This is a genomic window from Variovorax sp. EL159 (assembly GCF_900100965.1).
In the GTDB taxonomy this organism is placed as follows: Bacteria; Pseudomonadota; Gammaproteobacteria; order Burkholderiales; family Burkholderiaceae_C; genus Variovorax.
The window spans coordinates 111,008-129,852 of sequence record NZ_FMUJ01000005.1; the positions used below are offsets into that span (position 1 = coordinate 111,008).

At 61.5% G+C, this 18,845-nt stretch carries 22 protein-coding genes; 17 read left to right on the forward strand and 5 right to left on the reverse strand.

Annotation, left to right across the window (positions count from 1 at the left end; translation table 11 throughout):
• Nucleotides 1–13 precede the first annotated feature (13 nt).
• The 5 genes from BLQ28_RS21435 to BLQ28_RS21455 all read left to right on the forward strand — a co-directional run bounded on the left by BLQ28_RS21435 (nt 14) and on the right by BLQ28_RS21455 (nt 4,431).
• Nucleotides 14–820 (forward strand): SDR family NAD(P)-dependent oxidoreductase, encoded by an 807-nt coding sequence (locus BLQ28_RS21435; protein ID WP_093243719.1) that lies wholly within the window; start codon nt 14–16, stop codon nt 818–820.
• Nucleotides 817–1,596 (forward strand): SDR family NAD(P)-dependent oxidoreductase, encoded by a 780-nt coding sequence (locus BLQ28_RS21440; RefSeq protein ID WP_093243722.1) that lies wholly within the window; start codon nt 817–819, stop codon nt 1,594–1,596. The genes BLQ28_RS21435 and BLQ28_RS21440 overlap by 4 nt, the downstream gene beginning before the upstream one ends.
• 553 nt (nt 1,597–2,149) lie before the next feature.
• Entirely contained in the window at nt 2,150–2,563 is a 414-nt protein-coding gene (locus BLQ28_RS21445; RefSeq protein ID WP_218121952.1) for a hypothetical protein, read from the forward strand.
• Between the two features lie 36 nt (nt 2,564–2,599).
• A complete protein-coding gene (locus BLQ28_RS21450; RefSeq protein WP_093243725.1) occupies nt 2,600–3,589 on the forward strand; it encodes a DUF932 domain-containing protein in 990 nt (329 codons plus the stop codon).
• 131 nt (nt 3,590–3,720) lie between these two features.
• The gene (locus BLQ28_RS21455) at nt 3,721–4,431 is read left to right on the forward strand and encodes a YqaJ viral recombinase family nuclease (protein ID WP_256327406.1); all 711 of its coding nucleotides are present in this window, start codon (nt 3,721–3,723) and stop codon (nt 4,429–4,431) included.
• A gap of 18 nt (nt 4,432–4,449) precedes the next feature.
• On the opposite strand, the gene BLQ28_RS21460 is transcribed toward BLQ28_RS21455, so the two are convergent.
• Nucleotides 4,450–4,680, reverse strand: a complete 231-nt coding sequence (locus BLQ28_RS21460) for a hypothetical protein (RefSeq protein WP_143012536.1) — start codon at nt 4,678–4,680, stop codon at nt 4,450–4,452.
• A 144-nt stretch (nt 4,681–4,824) separates the two neighbouring features.
• On the opposite strand from BLQ28_RS21460, the gene BLQ28_RS21465 reads away from it, so the two are divergent.
• The 7 genes from BLQ28_RS21465 to BLQ28_RS32720 all read left to right on the forward strand — a co-directional run bounded on the left by BLQ28_RS21465 (nt 4,825) and on the right by BLQ28_RS32720 (nt 7,965).
• Nucleotides 4,825–5,271 (forward strand): hypothetical protein, encoded by a 447-nt coding sequence (locus tag BLQ28_RS21465; RefSeq protein WP_143012537.1) that lies wholly within the window; start codon nt 4,825–4,827, stop codon nt 5,269–5,271.
• A gap of 235 nt (nt 5,272–5,506) precedes the next feature.
• Nucleotides 5,507–6,034: a hypothetical protein gene (locus BLQ28_RS21470; RefSeq protein ID WP_093243734.1), complete on the forward strand. Its 528-nt coding sequence runs from the start codon at nt 5,507–5,509 to the stop codon at nt 6,032–6,034.
• Nucleotides 6,035–6,060: 26 nt separating this feature from the next.
• Complete coding sequence (locus BLQ28_RS21475; protein WP_256327407.1) at nt 6,061–6,342, forward strand: hypothetical protein; 282 nt, start codon at nt 6,061–6,063, stop codon at nt 6,340–6,342.
• The gene (locus tag BLQ28_RS21480) at nt 6,339–6,635 is read left to right on the forward strand and encodes a hypothetical protein (protein ID WP_143012538.1); all 297 of its coding nucleotides are present in this window, start codon (nt 6,339–6,341) and stop codon (nt 6,633–6,635) included. The genes BLQ28_RS21475 and BLQ28_RS21480 overlap by 4 nt, the downstream gene beginning before the upstream one ends.
• A complete protein-coding gene (locus BLQ28_RS21485) occupies nt 6,616–6,834 on the forward strand; it encodes a hypothetical protein (protein ID WP_093243743.1) in 219 nt (72 codons plus the stop codon). The genes BLQ28_RS21480 and BLQ28_RS21485 overlap by 20 nt, the downstream gene beginning before the upstream one ends.
• 139 nt (nt 6,835–6,973) lie before the next feature.
• On the forward strand, nt 6,974–7,744 hold the full coding sequence (locus BLQ28_RS32715; protein ID WP_143012539.1) for a DUF7227 family protein: 771 nt from the start codon (nt 6,974–6,976) through the stop codon (nt 7,742–7,744).
• A 32-nt stretch (nt 7,745–7,776) separates the two neighbouring features.
• Nucleotides 7,777–7,965, forward strand: a complete 189-nt coding sequence (locus tag BLQ28_RS32720) for a hypothetical protein (protein ID WP_143012540.1) — start codon at nt 7,777–7,779, stop codon at nt 7,963–7,965.
• A 533-nt stretch (nt 7,966–8,498) separates the two neighbouring features.
• On the opposite strand, the gene BLQ28_RS21495 is transcribed toward BLQ28_RS32720, so the two are convergent.
• Entirely contained in the window at nt 8,499–8,843 is a 345-nt protein-coding gene (locus BLQ28_RS21495) for a helix-turn-helix domain-containing protein (RefSeq protein WP_093243752.1), read from the reverse strand.
• A 246-nt stretch (nt 8,844–9,089) separates the two neighbouring features.
• On the opposite strand from BLQ28_RS21495, the gene BLQ28_RS21500 reads away from it, so the two are divergent.
• The 3 genes from BLQ28_RS21500 to BLQ28_RS21510 all read left to right on the forward strand — a co-directional run bounded on the left by BLQ28_RS21500 (nt 9,090) and on the right by BLQ28_RS21510 (nt 11,052).
• Nucleotides 9,090–9,464 carry a hypothetical protein gene (locus BLQ28_RS21500; RefSeq protein WP_093243756.1) on the forward strand — a complete coding sequence of 125 codons (375 nt, stop codon included), beginning with the start codon at nt 9,090–9,092 and terminating at the stop codon, nt 9,462–9,464.
• A gap of 69 nt (nt 9,465–9,533) precedes the next feature.
• Nucleotides 9,534–9,944 (forward strand): hypothetical protein, encoded by a 411-nt coding sequence (locus tag BLQ28_RS21505; RefSeq protein ID WP_143012541.1) that lies wholly within the window; start codon nt 9,534–9,536, stop codon nt 9,942–9,944.
• Between the two features lie 109 nt (nt 9,945–10,053).
• Nucleotides 10,054–11,052, forward strand: coding sequence for a hypothetical protein (locus BLQ28_RS21510; RefSeq protein ID WP_093243765.1), 999 nt, complete (start codon nt 10,054–10,056; stop codon nt 11,050–11,052).
• A 256-nt stretch (nt 11,053–11,308) separates the two neighbouring features.
• On the opposite strand, the gene BLQ28_RS21515 is transcribed toward BLQ28_RS21510, so the two are convergent.
• From BLQ28_RS21515 to BLQ28_RS33040, 3 genes are all read right to left on the reverse strand, one after another.
• Nucleotides 11,309–15,064, reverse strand: coding sequence for a hypothetical protein (locus tag BLQ28_RS21515; protein ID WP_093243767.1), 3,756 nt, complete (start codon nt 15,062–15,064; stop codon nt 11,309–11,311).
• 145 nt (nt 15,065–15,209) lie between these two features.
• Entirely contained in the window at nt 15,210–15,761 is a 552-nt protein-coding gene (locus BLQ28_RS21520; RefSeq protein WP_093243770.1) for a hypothetical protein, read from the reverse strand.
• A gap of 30 nt (nt 15,762–15,791) precedes the next feature.
• A complete protein-coding gene (locus BLQ28_RS33040; RefSeq protein WP_176801186.1) occupies nt 15,792–15,941 on the reverse strand; it encodes a hypothetical protein in 150 nt (49 codons plus the stop codon).
• A gap of 104 nt (nt 15,942–16,045) precedes the next feature.
• Here BLQ28_RS33040 and BLQ28_RS21525 point away from each other — a divergent pair, with 104 nt between their 5' ends.
• Nucleotides 16,046–16,525 carry a hypothetical protein gene (locus BLQ28_RS21525; RefSeq protein ID WP_093243773.1) on the forward strand — a complete coding sequence of 160 codons (480 nt, stop codon included), beginning with the start codon at nt 16,046–16,048 and terminating at the stop codon, nt 16,523–16,525.
• Nucleotides 16,526–16,925: 400 nt separating this feature from the next.
• The gene (locus tag BLQ28_RS21530) at nt 16,926–18,707 is read left to right on the forward strand and encodes a hypothetical protein (protein WP_093243775.1); all 1,782 of its coding nucleotides are present in this window, start codon (nt 16,926–16,928) and stop codon (nt 18,705–18,707) included.
• Nucleotides 18,708–18,845 lie beyond the last annotated feature (138 nt).

Sequence of the window (18,845 nt, forward strand, 5' to 3'; positions counted from 1 at the left end):
CCCAGGAGCTTGAATGAATTTTTCCTTCGAAGGCAAGGTGGCCGTTGTTACCGGCGGCGCGAACGGCCAAGGACGCGCCGAGGCGACCTTGTTCGCCCAACACGGCGCAGCCGTCGCGATCTGCGACGTCGCGCATGAGGAGGGCGAGGCACTTGCTACGGAACTGCGCTCTCGCGGTCTGCAAGCGCGCTATTTCCCGCTTGATGTGGGCGTCGCAGCTGATTGGGACCGGGTGATCACAGCTGTCTCCGATTGGCAGTCGCGCATCGATATTCTTGTCAACAACGCCGGCATTCTGAAGCGCAAGACCATCGCGGACTATCTTGAGGCGGAATGGCGGCATGTCATCGACATCAATCTGACGGGTAGCTTTTTGGGTATTCAGAAGGTGGCCCCATTCATGCGGGAGCAGCGCAGCGGGTCGATTGTCAATATCGGATCGAACGCGGCTTTTTCAGGCCATCCCGATCCGGCATATACCGCGAGCAAATGGGCTGTTCGAGGCCTGACCAAGTCGGCTGCGCTGGAGCTTTCGACATTCGGTGTTCGAGTCAACTGCGTCTGCCCCGGCCTGGTTGTCACTGACATCAATCGCAATGCTGCGCACTTGTGCACGATGATCGGCATGACGCCGATGGGGCGCGCAGCCGAGGTGGAAGACATCGCGGCCATGGTCGCCTTTCTCTCCAGCGATGGTGCACGCATGATCACGGGCGAAGAGGTCGTGATCGATGGCGGCTTCACGGCTGGCGCTGCCTACTGGAAGGTCGCGATGGAGGCCGGCTACTACGGCGCGCGCAATGTGGGAGCATCGGCATGAGTGGCAACAGCTTTGAAGGCAAGACGCTGCTCTTGGTTGGCGCAGGCGCGCACGACGGAATCGGGTACGCCACGGCAAAAATGTTGGCCGAGCGTGGTGCAGACGTCGCACTCGCCGATCTGGATGTCGCGGCGGTAAATGGGTTGTCTGGCGAGCTGCCACGCGCGGCGCGGCATTCGGCCCACGCCGTTGACATCGGTAGCGAGCAATCGGTGAAAGCGATGATGGAGGCCGTAATGGCGCGACATGGCCGGATCGATGGTGTCGCCATCTGCGCGGGAATTTACGCGCGCGATTCTTTTCTCGAGACTTCACTCGCAACCTGGAACCGTGTGTTTACCGTCAACGCGACGGGCACGTTCCTGATCGCGCAGGCAGTGGCCCGTCAACTCGTGGCGCAGGGCGGCGGTGGACGGATCGTTGCAGTTGCTTCGATTGGCGGGCGCGCGCCGCAGCTTACGGCTGCGGCCTACGGAGCTTCGAAGGCTGCAGTGATTCAGCTCGGGCGCTACATGGCGCTGGAACTGGCACAGCACAACATCACCGTCAACGTACTGTGTCCAGGCTCGACTGCCACGGCCATGATGGGCGTTGACCCGGTTCGCCACGCCGCGGCCGTGAGAGGAAACCTCGACCAATGGAGGCTCGGCATTCCGCTTGGCCATATGGCCGAGGCTCGCGACCAAGCGGCCGCAATTGCCTTCCTGCTCAGCGACGATGCGCGTCACATCACCGGACAGACAATGACGGTGGATGGTGGGCAGACATTTCTTTGAGCGAGACCGCTGCCTTTCGGCGCGTCGATACACCAACGAGCGCATCATTTCGTCGACAGTCTAGGAGAAGTTCGAGGTAATTTTTGTTGCCGTCTCGAACGTCGAAGCTCCTTGATCGGCTTGATCAGAAGGATGTCAATTTCGATGCAGAGGTTGGAGACGATGAGGGCGGCGACCCGGTCTACGGGATCGCTAACGAGGTCGTCCGCTCCCCGGCCAGGGCACCACGAACATCGCCGGGCGCGACATCAAGGTCGGCGTCACCCCCGATCTACTGGAGAAGTATTCGACATAAGAGGTGTGGACGAGGTCTCGATCATCTTCGAAGCTTTGAGGTAGTGGCGGCAAGCGTTTGAGCTCGAAGCTCGCGAGGTTGCTCGTCACGATTGCAGAATTCTTCAGCCCTATATAACTAGACCGGATAGACAGTAGAAAGTCCATCCGCATCCCACAAAGCCCAGCCCGGCCTCCGCCGCGCTGGGCTTTGTGCCGTCTGGGTCTGCCAGGCGCGCCTTCTCCCTTCTTCAGAGGACCACTCCAACCCCCGCACCTCATGGACCATGACTTCACCTCCACCACGCTTGACGACGAACCCTTCCAGCCGCATGAGACCTTCACATCCGCACCGAACGTTGCCTGCCCTTCCTGCCAGTCACAACGCGTTGTTCCGCGCGACACCGGCAAGAAGGCCGGCGCGACCATCGGCACCGTCGCTGGCGCGGCCGGTGGCATCTCCGGTGCGCTGTCCGGTGTCATCACAGGCGCCGAGATCGGCATGGCCATGGCGGCCACCGCGACAGCCACGACACCGTTCGGCATCGTCGCCGGCGCCATCCTCGGTGGCCTGAGCGGCGCGATCGCTGGCTGCACCGTCGGTGCAGCGTTGGGCGAAGCCATTGACGACGCAATCCTGCGCAACCGCCGCTGCCTTGCTTGCGGCCAGACCTTCTCGGCCTCGCGCCGCTGACCATTCCCCCTCATCTCCACTTAAGGACATCCTCCCATGGCACATCAAATCGAACAGATGGCATACATCGGCGACACCCCCTGGCATCGCTTGGGCCACCGCCTCCCACCCAAGCAGCCCCTCGAAGTCTGGGCCCAACAAGCCGGCATGGACTGGACCATTCGCGAAACACCCGTGCGCTACATGAGCGAGCGCGCAGCCGATGCCCTCCAAACTCTCCAGTCCTTCGCAGAGCAGAAAGTGCTCTACCGCAGCGACACTCACGCGCCACTGTCGGTCGTCAGCAGCCGCTACCAGGTCGTGCAGCCGCGCGCCGTGCTCGAGTTCTACCGCGACTTGACCGAGATCGGTGGCTACGAGATGGAGACAGCCGGTGTTCTCAAGGGCGGGCGCAAGGTCTGGGCGCTCGCACGTACCGGCAAGCAGGCCGTGCTCAAGGGCCGTGACACCGTCAACGGCTACCTGCTGTTGGCAACCTCCTGCGACGGCACGCTGGCCACCAGCGTCACTCCCACCACTGTGCGTGTCGTGTGCAACAACACTTTGGCCATCGCATTGGACAGCACCAGCAACGTCATCCGCGTGCCTCACAACACCAGCTTCGATGCCGATGCGGTCAAGCGCCAACTCGGCATTGCCATCGGGCAGTGGGACGACTTCATGTACCGCATGAAGTCCCTGTCCGAGCGCAAGGTCAAGGGCAGCGAGGCCTTGCGATACATCGAGCGCGTGCTCTACGGGCCGGGTGATCTAGGCGGCGCCTCCGCCCCCGAGGCGAAGACAGACCCCATGCCACGGGCCTGGGCGGCCAAGAAGGTGCTGGAGCTGTACGAGGGCAAGGGCCGTGGCGCCGAGCTCACCGCTGCCCGAGGCACAACCTGGGGCCTGCTGAGCGCGATGACCGAATTCGTCGACCACGAGCGGCGTGCCCGCAGTCGCGAGTACCGGCTCGACAGCGCCTGGTTCGGCCAGGGTGCGGCGATCAAGCAGCGTGCCCTGCACCATGCGCTCGAGCTCACTGCTTGAGCGCGATCAGCAGTTCACCCACATCCATCCACCTCCAACCTCCACGCGCCGCCCCTCACCCGAAGCCCCGTCTCTCCATCAGGAGGGCGGGGCTTCTGGCTTTGGGGCATGCCCTCTTCAAGGAACAAATCATGATCCACACCCGCGCAGAGCGCCTGCGAACGCCGGATGCCTCATCGGCAGGGCGCGCCCGACTGCATCTGGTGGCGATGCCCGCAGCCGATCGTTGGCCGGAAACGCCCGAGACATCCCAACCATCCATCTCACCTGAAACCGGCATCGGCCACCTTGATGCTGCCGCCGCCCTCGGCCGGGATCCCTTCAAATCTCCGATCCGCCTCTGGATGGAGAAGACGGGCCGCCAGGACCTGTTGCACCCGAAGCAACTCCAGGACGAAGGCCCCGGGTACTGGAGCCGATTGCTCGAGCCCATCGTTGCCGCGCACTACACGCAGCGAACCGGGCGCAAGGTGCGGAAAGTCCATGCCACGCTGCAGCACCCGAAGCACCCATGGATGTTTGCCACCATCGCGCGCGAGGTCGTGGCCTCGTGCGAGGTCCAGCTTCTCGAGTGCCTGTGCGTGGGCATGAACGTCGCTCCCCTGTGGGCCGACGGTGTTCCGGAATACATGCGGCTTCGGGTTTTGCACCTGCTGGCCGTCACGGGCAAGCAAGCCGCCGATGTGGCCGTGCTGCTGGGGGGCGAGGACCTGCAGATCTACCGCATCGAGCGCGATGAGGCCGAGATCGCGCGGCTCATCAGGGCACAGGGGGCGTTCTGGCGTGGCGTGGAACTCGACCGGGCGCCGCCTGCGCGGGACGACGAGGTTCCGATGTCGTGAGGGCAGGCGCGGCTGCGGTCAGCGGCTGCGCCAGAAGCCCCACCACCGCCGGCGTGCCGTCCTCGACTCAAGGGGACGCATGTCCAGCGCGTCGTAGTTCGTGAACGGGGCCCCGGCGCGCCGGCGCAACTCCGTCTCGAGCTCGTGGGCGATACCGCGGGCCTGAACCTCTCCCTCAAGTGCCTTCCTGCGCCACTCTATCGCCATCGTGCTCAGCACCTCGTCGGGCAGTTCCTGCTTCGTCGTCATGCGCAGATTGTGCCGCCTCTGGCGGGCTGTCTTGACAAGTGTCTTGCCGCGGCCACAGGGCATTGCATGCGAGGGCAGACAAGCGGTCTTTTTTGCCATTTCTTCCTATTTCCCTTTCATCTTCTCTTCCACAAAGCAGCACCCATGAACAACGATTCAAGCTCTCAATCTTCGACGGATCACGAATCCTTCACATCGTCATCGCCAGCACTTCACCACTACATCGCCAGCACATTGATGGTCAACGCTCGCCATCTGCCGTGGGCGATTGCGCAGCAGATCCATGCGGGACATCAGAACCTTGAGCGCGGAGGTACGTTTCAGGCCGGCGACGGCAGCCTCGTGATCTTCGAACTCGAGGCGTACAGCTGGCGCGTCGACGTCACCAACGACAGCATTGCGGCGGCCCTGGTGCTCGGATGGCACGAACTGCACCGGCTGCTGCAGCTGGCGCAACGACGCGGCTGCGAAGCGCTCGAGCTCGCAAAGATCAATCCAGCGCTGCCGGCTGTCCTTGATTTCGCGGTCTTCAGCTGGCCCGACCCATTGCCTCAAGAAGCTGGCGATGGTTTGGCGGGGACTGCGGGATGACAACCGCTACCCGTCGAGCGTCGATCGCCGAGGGATTGCTGGCCATGTTCGCGTGAGCGCCAGCTTGAACAGCGCACCCGAAGCTGCAACGTCCCGGCACTTCTCGCACACACATCAACCCAGCCCGCCTTGAGCGGGCTTTTTTACGTCTACCCAATGCTCATCAAATCGACACTTCCTTCAACCAAAACTGCGCCAGGTGTGATCACCCGGAGCGCCATTTCAAAGGCGTGAGATGGGCAGCATCGTCTACCGCGCGACCAAGGACCAGGCGATCCACGATGAGCTGACCAGCGTCGGCGCCTGTTCGACGGTGCTCGCGCACCGCGTGATCGGCAGCCGGCTGTGGTTCCTGGCCCAGACCCGCACGGGAGAGCGCGCCGGCCGTAAATGGATTGGCCTGACGCTCATCGACTGCAGAAACGGCGAGGCAGCCGTCAAGGCCATGGATGAAACCTGTGGGCCTTGCTACTACGACTGTCCGCTCGCATTTCTCGCGCAAGCCGATGCACCCACGGGACCGTACGCGGGCCCCTGGCGTGAGCAGGTGCGCGCGTTCCACGCAAGCCGAGCCACGCGACGCCTGGCGATCCAACCCGGCGCACGTGTCGCGTACGGCGACCACACGTACGTGCTGCGCCACAGCCTCGGTCGCCGCGGCTGGGAGGTCGTTCGCGAGAGCGACGGCCTCGTCTTCCGCCTGAAGTCCCGACAACTCGGCAGCACCACGGTGCTGTCATCTTTGGAGAACAACCCATCATGAATACCCCATTCCAGCGACACACAACCGTGCCGCCCTACACCCGCGATCTCGCGGCGAACGACCAGGTCAAGTGGTCGGCCGAATTCGAGGTGCCGGAGATCGGCACCGACATCCTGGTCCGTATCAACGGCATCGGCCGCGCCAAGGTGGTTGGCTACGCCACGCAGGACGGCTACCTGGGTGTGATGTGTGAGCCGTACAACCCGCCCGACTGGTGGGTGCGCCAGAACGGACTTCCCGGTCCCGCCAATGCGGCGCTGGCGTTCGGTGCGGAGATCTCGCGCATCCAGACCGGCGAGGGCGCATGAGCGGCGAACCTTCCACTTCTCGCACCACGTCCCCCACCGCTCCCCGCACCACTCCCCGCACGAGGCTGGTGCTGACCGTCGAGCTCGCCGTCTTCGATGAGCACGCGTTGGCGCGTGCGGCCAGGGCCTGTGCACGCGAGGATGGGCTGAGCGAGGCCGTGTGGGCGTCGATGCGCGTGAGCATGTGCGATGACCTGATCATGTTGCTCGATCCGGGACTCGTTGCCGACGCAGGTTTCGAGATCATCCAGTCGATGTGCGAGGTGAACGGGCATGCGATCGACCAACATTGAATTTGTCACCGAGCTGATGGAGTTCAGCGCCCATGGGGCACTCATCCAGGCCTTTGTGCTGCAGGCACTGACCCAGTACGCCGACAGGGTGGCTGCCTGCGAACCCGAAGCGCTGGACACCAGCCTGGTCAGCGGTCACGCCTGGCACGGCTGCGCCCTCGAAGTGCAGCGAAAGCTCAAGCAGCGCTTCGACGCATAGGCCCGACTGGGCTCCTCCGGGCTCTCGAAGTCCATCCACTCCCGCGCGCCTTGCCCCTCTGAGCCCATGGGCGGGGACGGGGACGGCTGCGCGCCCCGCGCCTGCGACAGCAGCACCTACCCCATCAAAGGAGAACATCTTGATCACCACGATCTCACGCGGTCGTTCGACGTCGCACGCCGCGTCGACAACATTCCCGCATCCATCTCTAGAACCTCTCCCAGAACCATTCACCTATCACTTCACCCGCATCAGCCGTAACGCCAAGACCGGCCCCATGGCCGTCACGACAACGAGTGCGAACTCCTGTCCGCCGGATTGCGGTTTCCGGCGCAATGGCTGCTACGCGGAGAGCGGGACGCTGGCGCTGCACTGGAGGGCTGTTTCAGCTGGTGCGCGAGGCAGCACCTTCGAGGAGCTGTTGGCGCAGATTCGCACGCTGCGGCGCGGAGCACTGTGGCGGCACAACCAGGCGGGCGACCTGACACCTTGCGCGCCGGGCACGATTGACGCGCGCCGGCTCACAAGGCTGGCGATGGCGAACCGGGGACGGCGCGGGTTCACGTACACGCACTACCGGCCGACGCAGGCGAACCGGGCCGCCATCCGCAATGCGAACGAACTGGGCTTCACGGTGAACCTCAGCGCCCAGACGCTGGCGCAGGCCGATGCTTACGCAGCGCTTGGCGTGGCGCCCGTGGCGGTGGTTCTGCCTGTGGGCACCACGAAACCGATCAGGACACCCGAGGGGCGCCAGGTCATCGTGTGTCCAGCCAGCGTGGGCAACACCGACTGCCTGAACTGCGGTATCTGCCAGCAACGCGATCGTGCGGCCATCGTGGGATTCCCAGCCCACGGGGCTGGTGCCAGGCGCGTGCAGGCGATCTTCTTTGAGGGGAAACCCTCGTGAGAAGACTGCCGGACGAGGCCGCAGCGCCGGGCATGAACAGCCAGAGCGAGATGCTCGCGCTCGACGAGGCGTTTCTTCAGCAGGTGGATCGCGTGATGCTGCAGCGCAAGCAAACCGATCCGTTCCAACGGGAAGCAGTCTGGCGCGCTACCGAAGAGGAGGCGCGGTTGCGGCAACTCCAGTTGCCAGACGAAGACCCCGTGCGGGGCAACCCGCGATGAAGGTGGTCCTTTTACTGGCATCAGGATGCAGCCCCTCTCTATCCTCCTCTTCCCACCGAACGGCACAAACCCCGGCTCCCCTTGAGGGACCGGGGTTTGTTCGTTTGAGGGGCTAGAGGCCTGACCTATCAACCACAAGGAAAGAAAAAGGACATTGCCATGAACATCTGCTACGGGCCGCTCGACTACTTGACGGCCTTCGCATTCGTGCTCGCAGCGGGCCTCCTCTGCGGCTTCGGGTTGGGGTGGCATTTCGGGGGGTACTTTCGCGGTCACCCGCCGCAGGCATGTCGCTGAGGCGAATTCGCTCAGATCTGACAGACCGATATTTGCCATCAAGTCGGCCGGCTCGATGGCCTCACCCCCGTCTCCGCAGGGGTTTCACCGCGGCCCGCCCCATGCGGATTGAAGGGGTGGGCTGGACAAGATTCAAAGGATCTTCATGCTCAAAGGATTGATCCCGCCTCCGCCTGTCATCGGGCGCATTTCAGGCGAGCTGACCTGTAGCGCATCGCATCAAGAAATGAGTTGCCCTACTTAGGAGCAGCCAACTCCTGAATCGAGCGCAACGCCTGCTTGCGCATCCGCACCCCCAGGGTGTGATAGAGCCGCAGAAGCTCTGCTTCGTCATCGTCGACCGCCCAAAAATACGACAACGGCACGTCCAGCGCTTGAGCCAAATGCGTCGACATCAGGACGTCCGGTGTGTGCTTGCCACGTTCGTACTGATTGATTCTCGCGCTAGCGGAAAACTCGTCCACGCCGGCCGCCACGCCCAGTCCCTCTTGCGAGAAATTGCTGCGCAAGCGCGCGGCCTTGAGCCGCCTGGCGAACAAAGGCAAGGCGGGATCGATCTGAGCATGGCTTGCACGCGGCATCCTCAGATAGTCTGAGTTTTAGCTTTTTCTTATACTAAGGAATCCTTAGTCTTTCGGGGCGCGAACCCTACAGGAAAAGCACGTCCTATGACGAAACCAAGGAGGGACCGCTACATCACGACAAATGCACCCCACTGAAGACAAGACATTCCGAAAGTGCGTTACCCACTGGAATCATTTCGGAGAAAGGTACGTCGCCCTAGCAGGCATTGAGACGACCAGCCCCAGCTTTTCAGACCCCAAACCATGAACATTCACTTCACCAAAAACAACCAAACCCGCTTCGTCAAGCACGGCTTCTCGTGGCAGCTCTTCTTCTTCGGCCCCCTGGCGCTCCTGATGCGGGGGCAGTGGCCGCTGGCGCTGCTGTGCGCTGGATTCCTGTATGTGACCTACTTCGTCGTGGGTCTTGCCATCTTGCTGGTGCTCAACCCTGCCGAGGACTGGGTGGCCCAGACGTGGGCGATCCTCATCGCCTGCGGCCTGGTCGGGCATTTCGGCAACCGGATCTCGGCACGCAGCTATGTGAAAAACGGTTGGGCGCCTGTCGATACCTTTCCGCCCGACTGGAATACCCCGCAGCTGATTCCACCCAAACCTGCCGATACCAAGCTCGGGTGAGCGGCCTTCGGCTGGCCCGGCCGCGCGCGGCCGGGCTCGTTTCCACTCCACTTTCTTTCAAGACCTCCCATGAAAACCATGCTCGGCACCGTCTTCGCGGTGTTCACTGCGATCGTCTTCACCCCTTTGGCACTTGCCAAGGGCGGCGACCCACTCACCAACCCCGACGCCGTGAGGCATCAGATCGACCGCTCGGCCATGGAGATCCAGATCCAGGGCTGGAGCCGAGACCTCAAGTACCCGGTCTACCCGATCCAGGTCCAGGCGGGCGGCAGCGGCGTGTACTACACGACCACCGAACGCGTGAAGACCTACAAGGAGTTCGACTTCGACGAACTGCGCTGCGAGATCGGCGATGCCGATCGCGCCGTGCTGAAGATGCCCGGCTACGCGTGTACTGATGGCGTCTGCATGACCAAGGAAGGCGCTGTGCTCGGTACCGACCCGCGTCGTCCCCGGAACCCGAAGCACCGCTGCTAGGTACGCACGGAGCGGCGACAACGGCGGGGACGGCGAGACAGCGCCCAAGCACATCCGCCTTCTCCATATCCATCTCCCCTACAACCATTTTTTACAGAAGACCTTTCACATGATTCCCTTCAATGTCATCAAATTGATCGGCCTCAGCGTGTCCTTGACCATGCTGGCGGCCTGCGGAGACAGCAAGATTTCCGCCGTCAAGGACACGCGCTTGCGTGGCGACGAGTTCACCGTCGGCGAGACCTTGAGCAAGATCAAGGAGTGCAAGAGCACCGACTGGACCAGCGAGATCGTCAACAACGCCACCGTCGTCACGCACACCTGCATGGTCAAGCTGGATGACGAACTGCTCAACTTGTCCAAGCAAGGGGAGCTGGCGGCCCTGAAAACCAGAGCGGATCTCGCGGACCTGTCCGTTACCACTGCCCTGTCGCAGGCCCGCAATATCCATGCAGATGCATTGCGCTCCAGCCAGGAGCGTGCAACGCAGGCCGCTCGAAGGGTGGCCGAGGTCGATCAACGGATCCAATACATCGCCACCGAGCCGCGCTCGCAGTTCATTTCCATCAGTGGCGCCCCACTGAGACGAGGTGAGGCGCCGCCAGACGAAGCGGCGTGGGAAGCACGTCGCGCCGAAAACCTGGCAGCGGTGAATGCTGAAAAGGAAAAGCTGCTGGCAGAAATCGAAGCTGAAAAACAGAAGCATCAAACTGCGATCGATGCGGCCCAGAAGCAGATTGACGATGCATCGACTTGGAATGAGAAGTACGCGCAGGAGATCCAACGGACCTACGCAGCCGTCGCCAAAGAAGTCGAGACCTACTACGACAAGAGCCACGCCCCCAAGGTCAAAACCGCCTTTCGATACCGCGAAGGCGGCAATGCTGAGCCCATCGGCGCCTCACTGTTCATCGATGACGTTGAGGGAGGGAGTGCCATTCCGGTCTACCTGATGGATCCCAAACGCATGCGGGAGTACCTCACCTACTTGATGAAGAACGGGATGGGGATGGGAGCGCCCCGATTGTTCGATGAACGGTTCCCTATCGAGCACATCGGTGGCCCTGACGGTGGCTTCAGATACAAGAACTCCAAACCGGCGGCATAGATTGCCACCGTGGCTGGGGAAATTCCACTACACCGGCAGGATGGATAGAAAGCTGAGCGCACACCGCGCTCAGCTTATTTTTTTGTTTGGAACAACGCCTTTCCCTATCGCTACTACCGATAGATCACGCAGGCGTTGCGGTTGCGGCCCATACCGCGAAGGCGGCTACGCAGCAGCGATTGCCGCCAATGGTTCAGATACCGTGGAAAGCCAGGCAACGGCGGCAGACATACGGGAAAGGCTGCTTCCAGGCGGCCTAAATCTTCAACTTACTTTGTTCAGCCTCGACGTCCGCACGCTCAGCACTACGGCTCCATTCTTCAGAGATCGCCATCAACGTCGCGGACGTTCGAGGGTGCTTCAGAGTCGCTTCAGCCCAGCCCTTGTAACGTTCGGCAAGCTGGCGCTCCTGCCCGCCACCTTCGTTGATGCCCCTGCCAAAGACGCCGCGCTTGTTAAAGCATTCGATCGCAAACCCGCGTTCGACCTGTTCGGACGCGACCATTTCGATCACCTGGCACACCGCGGAAGGAGGCCAGAAGGGTACGCCGGGATCCTGAGGCGCATGAGCCAGGACGAAGCCGATGCGCTGGTCTCCGATGTCATCAAGGTCTTTGGCGGCGGTCAGGGTTCGAGCCTTCGTCACCCATTCGGACAGCTCTCGCGAGTCGATCTTTCCTTCGCGTAGGCCAGGCAACTTCTTGAACGCCGACAACACGTCGTACGAGGTATTTGCCCGTGCCTTCATCTCGGAAGTGATGACTTGGTCATCGGGCGTGTTCTTGCCCCTGAAGACGTGAGACAGCACATCGACGAACATCTCAGGGTCAGATGCCAACAGGTCATAGATGGTCAGCGGGTCGCTCTCGAAGCGCAAAAGTGGAAAGTAGGCATATTCCAAAAGCGCGACCTGCCGCCTCTCAACATCGCTGCGTCCCCGCAATTCCTTCAACGCCTGCCCGACGTAGTAGGAAAGCATGTTGCCCATGCGCTTGATGCTGCTGTCCACTTGGCCAGCGCTCTTGACGAGCAATTCCACTAGCAGGTTCGATGGCACGTCCTTACTGCGCCTGTGGATCAAGCCCAAGACGTCGATGTCCCGCCCCACGCCTCGGAACTGGTCGATCGCAAACAGGAACTCATCGATGGGGCCTTCGGCAGGCAGCAAACCCTGGTGACGCCAATATTGTTCCTGCACCTCGCTGCCTAGGCCTTCGACATAGGCCCACGTCGATTGATTGGAAGACCACCCTAGCAAGAGCCTGGCCTTTGCGGTGCTGTCCGAAACATGGGCCAGAACGCGGTCTTCGAAAGCATCTTTCCAGCGGTCTCCGAACTTGTCGAAACCAAATGCCGAGACGTAGTACGTAAGGTCCGGCGGTGCGGCCGAGTCCAGGGCACCCTTCATCAACTCAAACATCTGATCGAGGGTGAACGGAATCTGACCCAGGGTTTGGCCAAGAAGACCCGGCAACTTGACCATCTTCGCAAGCTTCAAAATGCCCGGCACGCCATCTCGAGCCAGCACGCGCTGGAGGACCTCCTTACGCACGTTGTCGGTATCATCGATCACTTCACCACCCGGGACGTACTTGCCAACGTGCGGTATCCAGTCATCGAACGCATGGCGGTCGGACACCATGGGGTCGCTAGGACGATAGCGCTCGACCAGATTCTTCACAGCGGCAAGCTCGTCACCAGTCAATGCCCAGTCCGAGTCGCTGAAGTACTCATTGCGAGCCGACTCGTCTTTGAGGGCGTGCCAGATCGGGTTGCCCACAGCCGTTTGGTGAGCAGCGAGGTGGCTGTCGATGCGGGCGAGCACCTTCGCCCGATTGAGCGGCCGCAGTTGCCCCATCTTCTCGACGAAAACACCCAAACGGCTTTCGTCATCGCCGGCGGCGACAAGCGTACGGTCAACGACGGCAGTTTCAAAGTCCCACACTACGCCGAAGGTAATTTCCTCCGGTACTTCCGGCGCCAGGTCACGCAGCTTGGGATGCTGCGTGGGGGAGGTCGAGTCCATGTGACGAGGCAGAAGCTTCTTGAGCAACTGCCAGCCAACGTCGGGGCGCGCCACTAGTACAGCGTCGAGGCTCGCGATGCGTTGGGGCAGCAATCCGTACGTGTTGGGTGACCAGCCCAGCAAGATGTCGCGCAGGCTGTTGATCGGCCGATTGACGTGGTTCGAATCCGGCTCCGGATCCAGTTGACCGAGCTTGGCGAGCACCACCACGGCGCGGATCAGGTAGCGCGGGTCCCAGGCAATCGATTCCAGCGCCCAGAGGAAGTGGACATGCGGGCTCGATGGGCCGAAGAATCGATCGCGCTCCGACTCGAAAATCTGTGCGACCTGCTCAGGGGCACCCTCGAGCATAGACTCGAGGGCCGTCAAAAAAGGGTTGGGTGCGGCCTCTGCGAGCAGCGCGGTCTGGTCGCCGAGACGCACTATTGAGTGGTGCGATTTGCCCCATTCGGGCAGCGCCTTGATCACGTCGTCGACGTACTGTTGCGGCGACTTGCCCTTGACGTGCAGGTCTGCCACCTTGTTCATTGAGGCGATGATAAGCAACGTCAACGCGAGGCCATCGCGCAGCCACCGACTGTGGGCAGATCCGGCTGCATTGGCCGGATCGTATTTTTGGTCTCGGGACGGCTGTTCGGGCTGCTTGCCGAAGACTTTAACGATGGCGTCACTCAGCCGCGTCAGATCTTCATCAGTGAGCTGACGGCCGTAGAAGTAGAAGGCGTCCACGGGCGCACGTACCTGCCAGACGTCGGCCTCTCGGTCGACAGGGCGATCAGGCAAGGCCAGCGTCGGCATGAGGATGACCTCGAGGGCACCATAGGTGGCGTGCCCACCGAGCTCCTTCAGCACCTCGCAGTCGGCGGGGAGATCGTTGGACCAACCTCCGGCGAGAAGCGCAGGCTTCAGCGCGGTGGCCTGGTCCACCCAGACGGGGTCAGCAACGGGAGCGTTCCTGATGAGCCGTTTCAGGATGGTCAGACTGCGCCCGCATCGATGCGCCAGCTCGTAGCCCTGTCCGTGGTCAAGCCCCATCTCCATGAAGCCAGGCACCATGCCCGTGGCGGTCGGCCGGTTCAGCATCGGGCTGCGTTTAGCCTGGGCACCAGTCGCGGCTGACAGCGTGGGGCATTTCCTGCCGAGCCCCCCCGCCAGTGATTCGGCAGCGCCTGTAGCAATGAAGACCATCTTGGTGCGCATCGCCAAAAAGCGGGCCGCCGCTTCGGTGCGTACGATCAGTGTTCTGGACTCCAAAGACTCGCGCGCGGCAGGCTCCGCGCTACGGATCGCCGCGACCGCGAATGCGATGACTTCCTCGGACGTCTCGGCGCCAAGCATGAAGGACTCGGGCTGCCCTTGAAGTTTGGCAATCAACGCATCGGCCTCCTGCTGGCGATCGGCGATGACAAGCTTCTCGCTGAGCTGCGGATTGAACTGAGTACTGAATTCGTCCCAGTACTCGTCGGTGCTCAAGGCGCCTTCTTGGGGAGCACTCTTGAGGACATTACGGGCATAGCGGGCAGCAATGGCCGGATGGTCTTTGAGCCATTGCACAAGCTGAACGCCGTCGATGTACTTGACGTCGTTCCATTTGCCTTCCCGACGACGATCATCTTCCCATTCCGGGATTTTCTTGGTCCCTGTGTTCCAAGAGCCGAGATTCACCAGTACCAGGGTGTTCTCTGCCATCTCTTCAGCTGGAGTTTGCTTCGTCCGTTTCTTGTAGTCAGCTGTCGCCTTTGGTGCGCCAGGGCCGGTGCCGAACTCCCACTTCGACTTGCCCGCCGGCACATAGCCCTTGGCCTCGGTCGTTTCGAGGTCTCCATCCCAGCCGCGCAGCTGGCTGACCTCACCGCTCGGAAAGCGAAAGCGCGACGCATCGTCGATAGTCATGCGGATCAGATCCGCCAGCATGGCCATAACCATCTCGCGGGCGTTCAGGAACGTCGCCCAAGTCTTAAGAGCCGTTTCGTCGATCCATTGCATGGCTGTCCCCTATCGGCGTGTGCCGCTCATTGACTACTAGACACGCCAGATTTTGCATGTGTGCCCAGGCGATTCATCGCATCTCAAAGGGCTACTTCTTCGGCAAGAATTTCCAGCGACGGTGGACATGGAGGAAAGCATCCAGTCAAGCTCGCGATAGCAAGGGCCAGCCGTTCATCCCACGCCACATCTGCTCGCCGAGCCTGAGGAGCATCTTCGGGCACGACGCGTTAGGAAGGAATCGTTGCATCTCGACGTAGCAAAACGTCCATGCGTAGTTGCGGAGTTCCGGGTAGAGGCCAAGAGCGAGCGCTGCTGTCCCCAAGTCCGGCAGCGTGTGCTCGCGCGCCCGGTCCTGCAGATTGGAAGCGAGCCCCGAATACACCTGTTCGATATTCCAGCAATCTTTCAGGTCATCTGCATAACGCGCAGCGCTGCCTGAGATGTCGTAGATCTTGACATCCGCTTCCTTGCCATTCTTCTGTGTGTACCGCGTCTGAGGTCGATGCTGCCTCTGCAAGATCTCGACTGGTGCATCCGTCTCGATGAAATACCAGCCCGGTGTCCGCGGGATCTTCGCGGCCACGTGCCATCGATCTCCGGCCAGGTTCATCGGCACACGGTTTGCAAGCTGATCTAAATGCTTGGCGAGGTCGAGCAGTTGCTGACGAACAACTTTTTCCGGTGTCTTCTTCATCAGGAGAGGGGTCTTTGGGCAGGCAGACGATTATGCGGCGCGGCCTTGGTTGTTTGACTGCATCTCTTCCAGTGGCTTTTCTGTCGGCGCTGAGATCCACGCATTCGGCCATTTCTCGGCATCGGCCGGCTCCACCATCGAAATCGCCCGCTGCTGCACCCAGAAGTGGCCGGACTTCACGAGGTTATTCTGGCATCGCGCCACCGCAGATTCGAAGTCATTTACGGGCGTCCTTCGCCGGATACCATCCGCGCTCCACAACTAAGAGTCGCGAGGAGTCCGGCATGCAAACCCAATCAGACCCCACAGGCGACATCATTCATTTGGCGGTTTGCGTCGAGCGCCTGAGTTCCTGCCATCTGACCTTGCAGGACGTGAGGGCCAATCTCGACCATCCCTTGTCGGGGCCGGCCTTTCGGTATGCAGTCGTCGAGTACATGACGCTTTTCAACCAGTCCAAGGACGGTCAGGGGCACCCTCGGAGGATCCCCGTCGGTTGTGTTCCGGTCAATCATGTGGCGCTGCACGAGCGGCTAAAGAAGACACGAAACGAGTTGCTGGCGCACTCAGACATGTCTGCGCTCGATGGCTCCCTGGACTTCAAGGACATTCGCGGGCTCCCCATCACCACCACGACCTTGACGCATGCAGACGATTTGGCCGAGCTGAAGAACGTCGACGAGTTCCTCGACCTGATCCAAACCGTGCGCGACAACGTGTTTGCGAAGCGAGCAACGCTCTTGGCGGGCTTGCCGAGCGCCTAGCCGTGGTTGCCGTTCTTTGATGAGTTCTCGGACGTTCATTGGGGTTCTTGCGGTGCGATGATGGTGATGACCAAGGCGCCGCCGGGTATCAGCATGAAGCCCATCGGCGTCACGCTGATACATTGAGTTCATCTGGAGGCGAAGATGCAGGATCGAGAATGGTTGGTGTCTTAGTGCTGCCGCAGCCGTCTTCGATGGCCCGCATCAGCCCCATAGCCGTGCAAACGAGCTTTGCGTGGGGGCCGAAGACGCAACCGAGGGGAGTCGGGGGGCTGCTGCCTGCGAACTGGGCTCTCATCGAAAAGACCAGGCAGCAAGCCACCGCGACGGCAGCTGAGTCCAATGCGCCCAATTGGCATCCAGTCATTGATCGCATCGAGAAGACGTCTCGAATCGTGCAATGACTGGCGACTCCTCCTTCACGCTGCCGGCCGACCTGCGCGCCGAACTGACCGAAGACCCCTCGGTCGCGACACGCCGACGTCTCATGGTGGCTTGGGCCAAGGAGTCCGCGACCGGTCGGCTTGTCTACATCGGAGAGCTTCCTCGCGAACGTACGGGGCTCAAGTGCGCTTGCGAGTGCTACGGCTGTGGAGAGCAGTTGGAGGCGGTGAATGCCGGCGTCGATCAGGCCGTGCGCGCGCCGCACTTCCGTCACTTGCGCTACACGCCTGCCAACAACTGCAGGCTGTTAGTCGCCCGCGCCGCACTTTTGTATCGACTAGGAGAGGCCCGCATCGACCGCTTTCCTCCTCGCAAGTTTCGGGGAGAGGTCCGGGGCCTCTACGGAGGCTCCTATGCCCGGGAAAGCGTTATTGAGGAGCAACTCGCGCGGGTAGTTGCTGCAGACATTGAAGATCAGGTGACCGCTGTGCTGACGCTCGCAGACGGTAATCAAGTGCTGGTGCGGTTGTCGGGCAGCGTGGATGTGTCGCCAGATGGCCATCGACTGCCAACCATCGTCATCGCGGCGGATGATCCCGCGGTGGCCAATATGAGCGCAGAGGAACTGCGCACTCGCATTCAGCAGCTTGTTCTGGATGGGCAGTGGGTCGGACCCGAACTGGACAGAAGCGGGATCGAGCCGCAACTGCAAGCCCAAGCCTTAGCCGATGCCGTTGAAGCACTAGACGCTGTACCGATAGAGGCAGAGCCCGAGATTGGACTCACACCGACCCGCGAAACCCTGCTGCACTGGACCGCCAAGGAGCTGCTCCGCGAATTGAAGAGCGTGGTAGTACCGGACATCGAGCTGCCTTGGGAGGACTGGATGCATGTCGCCGGCGTGACGCCGTTCGACCTCATGCAGGACGGAGGTGACGTGCCCCTTGACGACATCCGCCTCGAGAAGCAGCTTGGGCGGACTCGCCCTGACCTGCTCGCCGAGATGTATGGGGAACCAGAGGAGTATTTTTCGGGGCCGATTGCCATTGAGGTGACCGTCACCCACCCGATCGATCGAGCTCGTCTCGAACGCATTCGCGCGGAAGACGTGGCTTGCCTGGAGCTTGACCTCAGCGGGCTGCCACGCGACACGACACGCACTCATCTCAGAAACCTCTTGCACCACGGAAACGTTCCGTCCTACTGGGTGCATCACCCCGTCTTTGATGCACGGCGGGGGAGGTTCTGGCAGCAGGTGCTAGATGCGAGTGACTCCCAGCTTGCGCGCTGGTTTTCGGCAGACTTCTTAGTCGTCTACAAATACCTAGACGGCAGTCTCAATTGGGGGCCATACACCGGCGAGCGCGATGAAGCCAAGCGCCGCCTGGCTGCGCTGGGCGTCGAGCTGGAGCGCCGAGGCTACCGCGGCGCGAAATTAACGGACGACGACACTGAGTTGGTACGCGTTCTCGGGCGCCTCTATTCCATTCGTGACAACAAGCCAGTCTTCTATCGCATTGTGTCGCTCTGGCAGGTTGTCAACGCGATCATGACGGATAGACAACAGGCTCGCTCCCGCGGCTACCATTTCCTCTTTCTCGTGGCGCTGAAAGCCTACGACCGCCGCTTTCCACTGGACCAGCAGAAAAAGATAGACGCCTGGCGTGAACGAGCGCGGCGCGGGATTGAGGAGCCTAGCGACATCTACTACCGTAGACGCAAGTACGACGAACTAGTCGCGCTGCTCTTCCCCGAAATGGCGTCAGGTCTGACTTGGTCCAGTAAGGGGCATCGCTAGATTGGCACTGTCGATCAAGCGGATATGAGGTCCACCTGCGGTGATACTGTTTCGGTTCATCCTGGGGCGGCGCATTCTGCTTGCATCTGACAGCTGAGTACTTCGCCTAACCTATCTCGCGCCGTACCGGTTCAAAAT